General features: G+C 50.0%; 9 protein-coding genes. 4 read left to right on the forward strand and 5 right to left on the reverse strand.

Features of this window, described 5'->3' with window-relative positions; all coding sequences use genetic code 11:
* Positions 1 to 39: 39 nt before the first annotated feature.
* On the forward strand, positions 40 to 870 hold the full coding sequence (locus tag AC1S5B_RS11010; RefSeq protein ID WP_482035723.1) for a tetratricopeptide repeat protein: 831 nt from the start codon (positions 40 to 42) through the stop codon (positions 868 to 870).
* A gap of 84 nt (positions 871 to 954) precedes the next feature.
* Positions 955 to 2,607 (forward strand): ABC1 kinase family protein, encoded by a 1,653-nt coding sequence (locus AC1S5B_RS11015; protein WP_482035724.1) that lies wholly within the window; start codon positions 955 to 957, stop codon positions 2,605 to 2,607.
* A 17-nt stretch (positions 2,608 to 2,624) separates the two neighbouring features.
* Here AC1S5B_RS11015 and AC1S5B_RS11020 read toward each other — a convergent pair whose 3' ends face one another.
* Positions 2,625 to 3,716 (reverse strand): WD40 repeat domain-containing protein, encoded by a 1,092-nt coding sequence (locus AC1S5B_RS11020; protein WP_482035725.1) that lies wholly within the window; start codon positions 3,714 to 3,716, stop codon positions 2,625 to 2,627.
* A 582-nt stretch (positions 3,717 to 4,298) separates the two neighbouring features.
* Between AC1S5B_RS11020 and AC1S5B_RS11025 the strand changes: the two genes are divergently transcribed.
* Complete coding sequence (locus AC1S5B_RS11025; RefSeq protein WP_482035726.1) at positions 4,299 to 5,858, forward strand: cryptochrome/photolyase family protein; 1,560 nt, start codon at positions 4,299 to 4,301, stop codon at positions 5,856 to 5,858.
* Between the two features lie 38 nt (positions 5,859 to 5,896).
* Here the strand turns inward: AC1S5B_RS11025 and AC1S5B_RS11030 are convergent, their stop codons facing one another.
* Positions 5,897 to 7,018 carry a THUMP domain-containing class I SAM-dependent RNA methyltransferase gene (locus AC1S5B_RS11030; protein WP_482035727.1) on the reverse strand — a complete coding sequence of 374 codons (1,122 nt, stop codon included), beginning with the start codon at positions 7,016 to 7,018 and terminating at the stop codon, positions 5,897 to 5,899.
* 65 nt (positions 7,019 to 7,083) lie between these two features.
* Between AC1S5B_RS11030 and AC1S5B_RS11035 the strand changes: the two genes are divergently transcribed.
* Positions 7,084 to 7,242 carry a hypothetical protein gene (locus AC1S5B_RS11035; protein ID WP_482035728.1) on the forward strand — a complete coding sequence of 53 codons (159 nt, stop codon included), beginning with the start codon at positions 7,084 to 7,086 and terminating at the stop codon, positions 7,240 to 7,242.
* Here the strand turns inward: AC1S5B_RS11035 and AC1S5B_RS11040 are convergent, their stop codons facing one another.
* The 3 genes from AC1S5B_RS11040 to AC1S5B_RS11050 form a co-directional block, all read right to left on the reverse strand.
* Complete coding sequence (locus AC1S5B_RS11040; RefSeq protein ID WP_482035729.1) at positions 7,243 to 8,919, reverse strand: DNA repair helicase XPB; 1,677 nt, start codon at positions 8,917 to 8,919, stop codon at positions 7,243 to 7,245. It abuts the gene before it with no gap.
* A 153-nt stretch (positions 8,920 to 9,072) separates the two neighbouring features.
* Positions 9,073 to 10,947, reverse strand: a complete 1,875-nt coding sequence (locus AC1S5B_RS11045) for a helicase-associated domain-containing protein (protein ID WP_482035730.1) — start codon at positions 10,945 to 10,947, stop codon at positions 9,073 to 9,075.
* Between the two features lie 56 nt (positions 10,948 to 11,003).
* Entirely contained in the window at positions 11,004 to 13,235 is a 2,232-nt protein-coding gene (locus AC1S5B_RS11050; protein ID WP_482035731.1) for an FAD-dependent oxidoreductase, read from the reverse strand.
* Positions 13,236 to 13,348 lie beyond the last annotated feature (113 nt).

A 13,348-nucleotide genomic window follows, 5' to 3' on the forward strand; every position in this document is an offset into this window, starting at 1 on the left:
AATCCACTTCAAAACACGTTTGTATGAGATTTAATTACTATGGGTACTTCAATTGTGGCAACCAGCGAAAACTTTGCAACTGAGGTATTGGAGAAATCCAATGAACAGATCGTGCTGGTTGATTTTTTCGCTCAATGGTGTGGTCCGTGTCAACTGCTCAAGCCTGTGCTGGAAAAACTGGTGCAAGAGTATGATTTTGTGCTGGCAAAAGTAGATATTGATGAAAACCCTGACTTGGCGCAAACCTATGGCGTACAGGGCGTACCGGATGTTCGGATTGTGGCAGATGGCACCGTGAATCCGGGCTTTGTTGGTGCATTAGCTGAACCTGATCTGCGGCAGCTATTGGCACAGTTAAACATCACTTCCACACTAGATGTATTGATGCAAAAAGTGTATGATGCCGCCGCAGACAATCAACTTAGCACTGCCGAATCATTACTAAATACCTTATTGGAGCAGCATCCTAATAATCGTGGAGTGATCTTAGAAGCCACTAACTTTTATATTGAAACCAATCAAATAGAACGGGCACAAACTCTTTTGGCGGTGATTGAACACGAACCAGAGTATGCCTCTCAGATCAAATTGCTGAAAGCGCTGATCTTTTTTAAGCAGATTGCCACGGAACCTGAAACCCCAGACGATCGCGATAGCGCGTTTCAAACGGCAGCCCATCAGGTCTTAGCCGATGAACATCAAGCCGCACTCGATACTTTGTTAGAACTGCTAAGCCATGATTCCCGGGGGGATCGCGCCCACCGTAAGGACGATGCTCGCAAAGCCATGTTGAAAGTCTTTGATCTGCTAGGCGACGACCATCTTTTAACTAAGGAATATCGCAAAAAAATGATGTCGGTGTTGTACTAAAAGCAATCATCCAACAATCATTAATCCTTGCTAGTGTTGAGGGGTTGCTGTCAAACCTACGGTCTCTTAAACCTAGCGCTTCTCATGTTTCTACGTCTTGCCAAAACCAGTTCTCGCCAACGAGATATTGCCGAAGTTGTCCTCCGCAATGGCTGGGGCTATATGCGTCGGCTATTATCGGGCACCAAAGCGGAAGAACCTCAACTGCCGCCCCCTGCCGTTTTGCGAAATATTTTGACGGAACTGGGTCCGGTCTACGTCAAATTAGGGCAACTGCTGAGTACGCGACCCGATTTATTGCCTCCAGCTTATCTGAAAGAACTCACCGCTCTGCAAGCTGACGTGCCTCCGGTAGCATGGCAAGAGATAGAAATGCTGCTGCGTCGGGAAGTGCAAGATCCATTAGATGTGGTGTTTGCCAAAATAAACCCTGAAGCAGTTGCGGCTGGCTCGATCGCCCAAACCCATCGTGCCACCTTAGCAGATGGGCGCGAGGTTGCTCTCAAGGTGCAGCGTCCCGGCATTGATATTACGATCGAGCAAGACATTACTCTGATTCGCAGTTTGGCAGAACTCGCCTCCCTCACAAAAGTTGGGCAATATTACGATTTAAAAGCACTGGCAAACGAATTTGCTACGGCGCTACGGGGTGAATTGAATTTTTCCCAAGAAGCAGAGTGTACTGATCAACTACGGCGAAACTTGGCAGACAGCCGTTGGTTTGACAGCGATCGCCTAGTGGTGCCCGAAATCTATTGGGATTTGACCACTGAAAAACTGCTGGTGCTGGAATGGCTAGATGGAGTGCCGCTGCTGACGGGAGACTTTCAAGGCATTGAATATAAGGGCGATCGCCAAGCAGAGGAACAGGCGATCGTCAATCTGCTGATTCGCGCCTTTTTTCAACAGATTTATATTGATGGCTTTTTCCATGCCGATCCGCATCCTGGTAACTTGTTTTATCTCAGCGATGGACGACTGGCTTTATTAGACTGCGGCATGGTGGGACGGCTTGACCCACGCACTCAGCAGGCACTTACCGAAATGATGCTGGCGATCGTCAACCTGGATGCTCAACGCTGCGCCCAACTGACTCTCCAGTTAGCAGAACCGATTGAACCCGTCAACATGGCGCGGCTAGAAGCCGACTACGATCGCCTGTTGCGTCGCTACTACAACCTTAACCTAAGCGAAATCAGCTTCAGTCAGCTATTTTATGAAATTCTCCAGCGCGCCCGGTCTAACAATTTGCGCGTTCCTGGCAATATGGGACTGTATGCTAAGACCCTGGCAAATTTGGAGGGAGTCGCCCGCACGCTAGATCCAGAGTTCAACTTAACCGAGCAAATCAAACCCTTAATGACCGATTTATTCCAGCGGCAGCTTGTGGGAGAAGCCCCAATGCAGGCTCTATTGCGAACCGCTTTAGACTTAAAAAGTTTAGGCTTGCAGTCTCCTCGCCAAATTGAAATGTTGCTCGATCGCGTGACCTCCGAAACCCTCCAGTGGAAACTCGATATCCGAGATCTCGACTTGCTCCGGCGCAGCTTAGATGATTCCGCCAATCGGCTTTCCTTCAGCATTGTGGTTGGCTCGATGATCATGGGCGCAGCGCTGATCCTGGCAAACGATCGCACCGGGCGACTTTTTTGGCTCAGCAGCACTTTATTTATCTCCGCCAGCTTTCTCGGCTTCTGGCTGATCGTCAGCATTCTGCGATCGGGGCGGCTCCGATAACCACTTTACTGCTCAACCTACAAGCGCCACATTTGAATATCACCTTTTCGCCCACCGGTAACAATCGTCTTGCCATCCGCGCTAACCACCATGGAGAGTCCCTTGATTTGAGAACCAAAGCGATGAATTAGTTCGCCTGTACAAGCATTCCAAACGGTTACGGCATAATCTTGTCCCTTGGCTCCATCGGCTGTTGCAAATAAAGTTTTGGCATCGGGGCTAAAAGCGATCGCATAGGGTTGTCCTTCATGCCCTTTCAATTCTTTGATTGGGGTTTTTATAAAAGGTCGTCCTTCTTGAATATCCCAGAGTCGAATGTCTTGAGGACCCGTGCTTGCAGAAGCTAGAACTCTTCTATTTGGGCTAAAGGCGATCGACTCAAGCTGTCCACCCGCGATTAACAGGTCAACTCGTTCTCCACTTACAAGGCTGAGGATTTCCACAGCATTTGCGCCTTGCGCTGCGACAGCCATTGTTTGCCCATCCAAGCTAATCGCCATCTTTTGAACGGCGATCGAAGGAGTAAGGGTTCTTAGAATTTGTCCAGTTTGTACGTGCCACTGTTTAATATTTTTTCCAAGTAGACTGCCACTAAATAGCGCTTTACCATCTGGGCTATAGGTCAACTGCTCAATCGTTTTACCGTGAGATAACGTTTTTTGAATTTGTCCAGTTTTCCAATTCCACAGCAAAAGACTGCCCTTATCATCACCACTTGCCAGCGTTTGACCATCTGGGCTAAGAGCAACGGCATAGATAAAACCTCGATGACCGCTGAGGGTGCGAACTAACTTTCTCGTGGTTAAATCCCAAACGTCTAGCTGTTTGCCACCGCTGATTAAGGTTTTGCCATCGGGTGTCCTTGCCAGGGATGTGATGCCATACCCCGATCTCTGCTTCAGCAAAACTCCTTTATCAACGACTTTCCAGGCTTCTGGTGGAGGAGCAGAGGCAGAAACGTTACCTAAACAAGCATTCGCAACCTCTGCGATCGGAATCGGTTTGCCGTCTATGGTGGCGGTGCCATCTTCTGTGATCATGACTGGCTTTCGGGTATCCCAGAGGAGTTGTCCTATCTCTGTCCACTGCTCACGAAGGTGGTCGTGCAAGGGTTTTGATTTTAGTGTGGTTCGATACCAGAGATCAAATCCCAAAAAACCTAGAACGATCAGAACACAGACTGAAATCGAAATCCGAGCTAGCGAAAATAAACATCCTCCCACTGAATAGCTGCCTGAATGAGAACGATTAGACTGGCTGGATTTAGACACTTTTTTGTCCTAATACTTAGGTGATTTTTGGCTACAGCACCAGCAGAGAATCCGGCTGTATTAGTAAGGCAAACTGGATTCGCAGAGAATTTATTACCCCTATTCGATTGTTTTTCCCGCAGAAATAATTCGGCTGCAATGCTTATTCCCAGTATGGACACCCTCAATTCTTTACTCTCACAATAAATCAGACAATTTAGTTGTAGAGATCGTCCTCAACTGTTAAAACGTCGTCATCAAATACAGTTAGCATGGCGATAAGATCGATGCCCTGCTTGAGGTTTGCAAGATACTTCGTTTCAATCTATTCGGATTCCATTAATAAACGAGCGTTACAATGAGCAATCATTGAACTGAATGCCAGCGATCGCTGATTCGCACATCGATAATGACCCTAGTTCACCTCTCATCTCTCTCTTTATGACGATTGGCATTTGGATTCTGGGCGATCAACTGTGGTCAGATCAAGCGGCGCTGAAAAGTTGCGTAGAACAGAAATCGCACACGCCAGTGATTTTGATCGAATCCCTTCAGCATGGGCAGCAGCGCCCTTATCACAAGCAAAAACTGGTGTTGGTTTGGTCGGCGATGCGCCATTTTGCCCATCAGCTAAAACAAGATGATTGGTCAGTTGCCTACTATGAACAGGCTCACGACTTTGAAACACCCCTACGCCACTGGATAGAGGAGCATCAGATTACCGAATTGCGGGTAATGGAGCCGAGCGATCGCCCCTTCGCCTCTCTAATTCAGTCCCTTGAGCTTCCCTGCGCGATCGCACTCATTCCCACCAACCACTATCTTTGGAGTACCCATGAATTTGATGCATGGGCAACCAACCGCAAGCGTTTACTGATGGAAGACTTTTATCGAGAAGGTCGCCGTCGCTTTGGCATTTTGATGGAAGGTAAGCAACCCGTTGGTGGCACCTGGAACTTTGACAAAGAAAATCGCAAACCACCCAAAGGCAAACTGGATACACCAGAACCGCTCTGGTTTGAACCGGATGAAATCACCCAAGGCGTAATTCAGCAAGTCAACGCGCTCCCCTTTTCCACTCATGGCACAGTAGCAACGTTTCACTGGGGAGTCACCCGCTCGCAAGCCCTACAGGTTCTCGATCATTTCATCCAAACTCGCCTGCCTAACTTTGGACCTTATCAAGATGCCATGGTGACAGGAGAGGAAACCATGTGGCACGCACTCTTATCGCCCTATCTCAACCTGGGATTGCTGCACCCTGGCGAAGTGGTTGCGGCGGCTGAACGCGCTTTTTACGAAAACAACCTTAGCCTTAACAGTGTTGAGGGCTTTATTCGGCAAGTTTGCGGATGGCGCGAATATATGTATGGGCTATATCGCCATGTTAGCGATGATTACTTTGCCAAAAACTGGTTTGAACATGTTCATCCCCTGCCAGAGTTTTTTTGGGATGCCGAAAAAACTGACATGAATTGTCTGCATCAGACGCTCAAACAAGTGGAGCAGATAGGCTATGCCCATCACATTCAACGACTGATGATTTTAAGCAACTTTGCTTTGATTTCAGGACTGAATCCTCAAGCGGTAGAAGATTGGTTCCACTCAGCGTTTATTGATGCCTATGACTGGGTGATGCAAACCAATGTGATTGGCATGGGATTGTTTGCGGATGGTGGAATGCTGGCATCCAAGCCCTATGCGGCTTCCGCAAATTACATCAATAAAATGAGCGACTATTGCGGCAAGTGTGTCTACAATCCTAAAGTTCGCGTGGGAGAGAATGCTTGCCCATTCAACTTCTTTTACTGGAATTTTCTCGATCGCCACCGTGAAGCCCTTCGATCTCAAGGTCGCATGAGTTTTATTTTGGCAAACCTCGACAAAATGCCCCAGACAGAACTGGCAGAAATCCGACAGCAAGCGCAAGAATGGCATCAAAGCCAGAGAGGTGAGCCAAGGGGCGATCGCTCAAAAGCAGTAGAGCCAGAGAAACCGTAAATAGAGAAACCGTAAATACCGTGCCTGTTACCCTTCCATCAGTACAACTCATATTTCATCAATTGACAGGGCAGTGAGCCATTGTAGACAGGAATTCGCTGGGACGACTTTAGCCCGATCGCCTGCCCAAGTTCTTTGTTGCCGCTCAGCACAAACGCCGTCCAGCCTTTAAACCGCTGTTTCAGCACATCGCCCAACTGTCTATAAAATGCGCCCAAATCAGGAGCGCTGAGCCGTTCGCCATAGGGTGGATTGCACAATAGAACGCCGCTGTCTGCGGGAGCAACAACATCAGACAGTTCGCTTTGAGAGAACAAAACCTGATCCGATACGCCGCAATTTTTGGCATTAGAGATTGCCTGTTCAATCACGTCCTGATTGCGATCGCTGCCCCAAATTGGCGCGGTCAGACTGTCTTTTTGGCTATCCTCAGCCTCTTGGATCAATTGCTCCAATAGAGATGAATCAAAATCCGACCAAGTTTCAAACCCAAAGCGATCGCGAAACAGTCCCGGCGCAATGTTGAGTGCCTTCAAACTGGCTTCTAGCGGTAAAGTGCCAGACCCACACAGCGGATCACAAAATGCCTGCTCTGGCTGCCAGCCGGAAAGCTGAATCAACGCTGCCGCCAAAGATTCCTTCAGCGGGGCGGCTCCCACCGCAGGACGGTAACCTCGACGGTGCAGACTATTTCCAGAACTGTCGAGGCTAACGGTACAGACCTCACGATTGAGATGCACATTGATCCGCACATCTGGCTCTTTGATATCGACATTCGAGCGATCGCCCAGGGTTTCCTGCTGCTGATCGACGATCGCATTCTTGACTTGTAGCGCCGTAAAATGCGTGTGGTTAAGCTGATCTGTTTTGCCCGTAGCCGTTACTGCCAGCGTCCGATCGGGGGTGAGATGCTCCGACCAGTTGATCGCCTGAATGCCTCGATATAGCGTAGTTGCATCGGCACAGGGAAACTCATGCAGCTTGACCAAGATGCGGAACGGCAATCTTGCCCACAGATTAACGCGATAGAGCAAGGCGCGATCGCCCGCAAAGCTGACTCCGCAAAATCCGGGCTGCACTGTATCAGCGCCTAGCTGCTCTAATTCTTGGGCAGCGATCGCTTCCAATCCCCGTGCCACCGTTGCAAAATACTGATTCATATCCGCTCATCCCTGAAAGGCACTGCCCCTACTATAGATATTTATAGGTATGGGATAACGCTACCATGCGCTCAAATTGGGCGATCGCACTGTACTTCAGAAAAATAGCGCGATCGCGGCTCCCTTGCTTACCGCCAATGGCTCAAATAATTCGGCATTGCCTACGGCATAATTCCTTAAATCTGCAACCGTTTCGTCTACCCTATTTTCTGTTTCAGCACTGATTAATCATCGACAATTTCAATCCGGTAGCTGTAGCCTTGTTCTGCCAGAAATAGTTGGCGATGGCGGGCAAAGTCTTCTTCACAGGTTCGCAGAGAGACTAAGCTGTAGAATTGGGCGCTGCCCCCATCCGCTTTCGGTCGCAGCACTCGACCTAATCGCTGTGCCTCTTCCTGCCGAGAGCCATATTTACCTGATACTTGAATCAGCACATCTGCGTCGGGCAGATCTAGAGCAAAGTTGCCGACTCGCGACAGAATCAGTCCGGTGATCTTGCCCGATCGAAATTCTTCATACAGGCGATCGCGCTCTGGCTGCGTGGTTTTCCCGGTCACAACCGGGAGTCCGGTGATTTCTGCAATTTGCTTTAGTTGATCGAGATATTCACCAATGATCAGAATGCGATGTCCTGCTTGTTGATGTAATAGAGATTGCACAACCTCATACTTGCGCGGATTCTCGGCGGCAATGCGGAATTGATGTCGTTTTTCGGCTAGGGCGTATTCCATCTGGCGCTCTGTATCTTGCGGCACGCGAATTTCAGTACATTCGGCAGCGGCAATAAACCCCTGTCCCTCCAGTTCGCGCCACGGCACATCGTAGCGTTTGGGACCAATCAGCGCGAAAACATCACCTTCCTTGCCATCTTCGCGAATTAGGGTAGCAGTCAATCCCAATCGGCGACGGGCTTGCAGTTCGGCAGTGATCCGAAAAATGGGTGCGGGTAACAAATGCACTTCATCGTAGATAATCAAGCCCCACGATCGCGCACTGAACAATTGAAAATGGGGAAACTCCCCGTCTTTGCTGGAGCGATAGCTGAGGATCTGATAGGTTGCCAGGGTGACGGGGGCTGTTTCCTTACTCTCACCGCTATATTCGGCGATCGCGTCTGCTGGCAGGGTAGTTTTATCCAGCAATTCCCGCCGCCATTGCCGCACGGAGGTCAGACTACTGGTAAGAACCAGTGTGTTGGACTGCACGGCGGTCATGGCTGCCATCCCCACCAGGGTCTTTCCGGCTCCACAGGGCAGCACAATTACGCCGCTGCCGCCCTGAACTCGTCCTGCTTGATAGAAGGCTGCAACTGCTTCTTTCTGGTAGTCTCGCAGGTGAAAGGGCACACCCGCTTGGCTCAGCGATCGCAACTGGATTTCTAAGGCATCCCCATCTACATAGCCTGCTAAATCCTCCGCCGGATACCCTGCCGCCAGTAATGCCTGCTTCAGCACACCGCGATTGGCAGCGTTGACTTGAAAGACCAGATCTGAGGCGCGATCGCCCAAAAGCTTTGAGACTGCTGTATTGCGGCTAAGCAGTTCTGCTAGGGGCAAGTCTGCCATCTTCAGCAGTAGATCCCCGTCGTCTGCCCGCTGAATCACCGTCAGTCCATAGCGACTCCCCAAGGATTCAATTTCCTGCGCCACTGCCTCCGGCATCGGATACTTGGCATGTTCCTGCAATGCCGCAATCATCTCTGTCACAGGCATTCCCGCTGCTCGTGCGTTCCAAACGCTGAGGGGCGACATCTGATAGGTGTGAATATGTTCCGGGCTTTTGATCAGTTCGGCAAACGGCGCGATCGCATCACGAGCCGCCTCAGCACGGGGGGAATGGATCTCCAAAAGCACAGAGCGATCGCTTTGAATAATCAGCGCATTGTCGGCAACGTAGGTCATAGCTAATCCAGGTAACCTCATCTAAATCTATAAATTAAGCACCTAACGTTCATAATCAGCGGCTGAAAGCAACTTTAAATGTAGATACAGGGCAGAGTTCTGTATATTTTCGAGCGTATTTTCAGCACTAGAACTAACGTGGGGCGATCGCGTTTAATTCAAACCAGGAAGACTGTAGCCTAATTTTTTTAGGGCATTGCGAAATTTGGTTTCGGTTTCGGTCGGTACGACGAGGTAGCAGGCTTGTCCGGCAGCGATCGCTTTCGGTTGATCTGCCAAAAAGCAGTAGGCTTTGGTGCGGGAATCATTGGCAATTAGGGTTGCTAGTGCTGCATCGGTACAGCGAATCAATCGGGCAGAGCCGAGGATTTGTAGGCTAGTGGTACGAGTTTGCAGGTCTGCAAGAAACTGTAGGACGGTTTTGGGCAAGGCCTCGCTGCTGTTTGCAGTTAGGAATTTTTGCAGTTCATCGACGCTGCGTCCCTGAGCGATCGCATCCAATAGTTTAGCCTGCTCTAATTGCCAGACGACATCGGAAATAGGCTGCAAAAAAGCATCTAAGAACAGGCGATCAGCGCGACTGAGTTGTTGTAAGGCGACCACTTCGAGGTTTGGCAAAATGCGTAAAACTTGCTTTTGAGGGAGAGTGGTAGGCACATAGCGATCGCTTAATCCTAAGAAATAGGCACCTAAGGGCGTAATCCGAAAATAGGTTAGACCATCGTAGCGACTTAAACAAGACCCATAATAGTAATCAAGATTTCGATCATTTTGAAAATTGAAAGTGCCATCATCAGGATGCATGTATGCCACATCAATTAAACCTAACGTAGAGACATACTCAAACAAGAAAGCAAGACTATAACGAGCTTCTAAAATCAAAAAGTTTGCATCATATAGAGAGCCATATCCGTCTAATGTCAGACTTTCTGGATGGCGACTGACTTCAAAATCGTATCCAGCCGCGATCATGTAGCGAAAGAAATCAGACAGTTTCACCCATTGCCCCACCGAACAATCTTTGAGGGCATCCACAATTTTACTGCGTCGTCCAGCAACGGCTGTCAGGCTGCGCTTACCTTTACCCGTTTGCCCTTTGATGTCATCAACCCGCCGCAATTCATCCAGTACGGTAGTTTTTAACCAGTTTTTCCAAAGTGCTTGTAAGGTCTTTTCGGCGGGTTCATGCAGTGCTTTCTGTCCGGCTTTGGTCAAACTCAAGCGCTTGCCGTTTAATTCCACCAGTTTGCCTGCTTGCAACACCATCACCCAGGCAAAGGGTTTGATGGGACCAATTGGATAATCGTACTTCCAACCTGCTGGAGATTTATTTTCCGTCCATTCACTGTAGTAGTCGCCGGCTTCTAGCACCTCGGCGATCGCGCTTAAGGTCGCACCTGTGGGATAAAAGGTCTTATCGCTAATGGACACTTTTCCTAAATCAACTAATCGCAAAACGGTTTGCAAATCTCGCCGTGCTAATTGCTCTGTTTCCTGCGACTGCATCGGCAATTCAATCGCACGAGCGATGCGTTTACGAGTTACGGAATCATAGTCGTGCGAAGTGCCAGAGAAAGTGGCAGGCAGGCTTTCAATACTTTGAATCTGGGTGGAGGCAGGCAGGGGCACAAACGCTTTCAGTTGCGCTTTTACATCCTGGGGCATGGTGTAGCTATAGAACAACAATCCCAGAATTGAAGGCTTGTAGTGATAGGAATAACTATTGCCCGTTCCCCAAATTGGTTTCTCACCATACTTGTTGACAAATCGGGCTTCCTGGTAATAATCCTTGTCTGAATGCACCACTTCTGCAATCACCGCTTGCTGAATGCGATCGCACTGGTTCCAGAGTTGTTTCAGCCCGTCTCCCTGCAAGTATTGATGCACATAGCTGACCAATTCGGCTTTACGGGTGGGAATTTTACCCGTTGGCAGCAACCCCGCTAGTGCCTTTAACTGATCCACTGTTTGTTTGTTGAGCGCCTCAAGCAAGGTTGGAATGAGGTCGGGTTGGGAATAGTACGGCATACATAACCGGGTTTAATTGACTTACTCCTTAGAGTACTTGCGATCGCGGTAGCAGTCTATTGGGGTTCGTTCACAGAACTTGGCGGTTTCCTAAAATCTGGGTGAAGGCTGCTGGTTTGATGCCAATCTAAGCCCAACCCTTGGCGGTTCATGTGGTCGCGCACTTGGGCTATCAGATTTTTGGGAACGATATCTTGGGGCAATAACCCCGGTTGAGCGCGGGTTGTCAGCCATCCGGCGATCGCCCCAGCCGACGCGCCAATACTCCACTCGCCCTGATGAATTCGCGTCATACCGTTCGCAATATGGGTGACTGCAATCCCCTTGCCGCCAATCAACAGATTATCGACTCCACGCGGAATCAAGCCTTCAATTGGAATCAGAGTGGGACGCACATTGATTTCTAGGGCGGGTGCGCTGGATGCTTCGCCATCATCTTCTGAGTTGCGATATCGACAGCCGTGGATATCGATGCTGTAGTGAATCCGGGCGATCGCTGTGGGGCTGAGATCCCGCGTCCCAGGGAGATCGATCCGCAAATCTGCCTCACGCACGGCAAACTCGCGCTGGTTGTATGCCTTGCGTCCCACAATCCGCCGCCCTTCGCGAATATAGGGCACCATACTCAAGCCTGACTCCGTGCCCAAAGGCGACTCTGTGCCCCACAGATAGGATAGCGGCAACTCCTTTGCATGGTTTTCTAGCAGCCAATGAGCAAATAAGAGGGCGTGATTTTCCCCGTGACGCAGCGCTGCGATCGACAAGCCGCCTAACCAGTTTTGTCGCTGTCCTGATTTGTCAATGTCGGCATCGCTCAAAATCAATGGCGGGTCCATAAATTTCCAGTCGTTGCCACGATTCCAGTTGACTAAAGTCATATCGCCGGGTGAAGGGGTTGTAGCGTAGGGATCACCGGGATTGACGCTGACAATCCGGCGATAGTTAAAAAAGCTGCGCCCCGTAAACACTGGAAACCCTTGTAAATCGTAGTCTTTGCGATGCTCTTCTTTGGAGTAGCCAGATTCTAGTTGAGTTAGGGTTTTGAGTCCAGCGCCTTGATCATCCCGAATAGCTAAGACAAACGGGAATGTGAAAGCCTGGGTACAGTCTTGATTATCTTGGCGGGAGGCGTTGCGTTCTCCTGTGGTCGCGATCGAATCGGAGCCGAGTCGATGGGGAACGCCAGCCCAGCCGACTAACTCCGTGGTATCGGTGGCATCAATCACCATCATGGTCTTGCCGGGGGGCGCTTCCAGCCGAATCGGCGTTTTGTCAAACTCGTCTGTGGAACTCCAGGCATACCATTGTGACAATTCGGCTGAAAATCGCCCTTTGGGTAAGTAGTTAGGATCGCGAGGAGTGCGACGCACGGCATGGATAGCGGTGACAATCCGACCGCTAGCATCAAAGTCTGCCCCTTTAAACGCTGTGGAAACACTCCAACGGCTGTTGGGCGATCGCGTGGCTGCATTTTTCAAAAGCTGTTCTGAAGCGGAGGCTCCAGCGATCGGTGGAAAGCACAAGATCCCCACCCAACAGCTATTAATTTCATCCACGCGGAGATCGCCCTTTAAGGTCGTCCAGCTTGGTAATTTTACGGTTTGCTTGGCAAGCAAACGCTTAAAGTGCATCCAGCTTTCTGTAAGGGTTTCGCTCGCTCGCATTTCCTGGGATTCATCCAGCGCCGAGACCCCCTGTGAGCTAATTTGCCCCCCTAGCCAAGGCGTTAGCTCAATCAAACAGGTGGTCGCACCCGACTGCATCGCATGAGAAGCGGCAGCAACTCCACCCAGCGATCCGCCAATCACCGCTACATCGCAAGTCCACACTTCTTTGGCATCGGGCAACGGCGAAATATGGGGTCTACCGTTGCTGTTCAATCCGCCTTCGCTATAGGCAACCGATTGAGCAGAGGCAGTGGGCGATCGCCCAAGCCCAGCCCGCATCATCCCTAAACCCGTGCCAATCCAAAAGCTGAGACAGAGGGCGACGGCGGAAATCAGCCAGACGGGTTGACCCGAAATTTTTTTGTGTCCAAGCTGGACTGCGCTTTTTAAGACGATGGCAGTGAACCGAATTAACGCGATCGCCAACCTGCCCGCAATTTTCTTGAAAACCCCTGACTTTGCCCTACGCAGCGATCGGGGTCGATTTACCTGCGGCGATCGCCCAGATGGATCAATTCGACGCTTCAGTTGAGGAGCGTTTGCAGCAGAAAGACCAGAAGATGCCAAAGGCTTCTTCCGAGCAGCTTGATGACGAGCCGACCCCGATGACCGTGGCTTCACACCAATACATCCCAGGAACACAACAACGAAAACGTTGTAACACACCCGCCGCCCGTTGCTGCATATTTTTGAGAAAACCAACAGATAAGTGATTAACCAACGGCTTAACTTTG

The sequence above is a fragment of the Leptolyngbya sp. CALU 1928 genome (genome assembly GCF_056784215.1).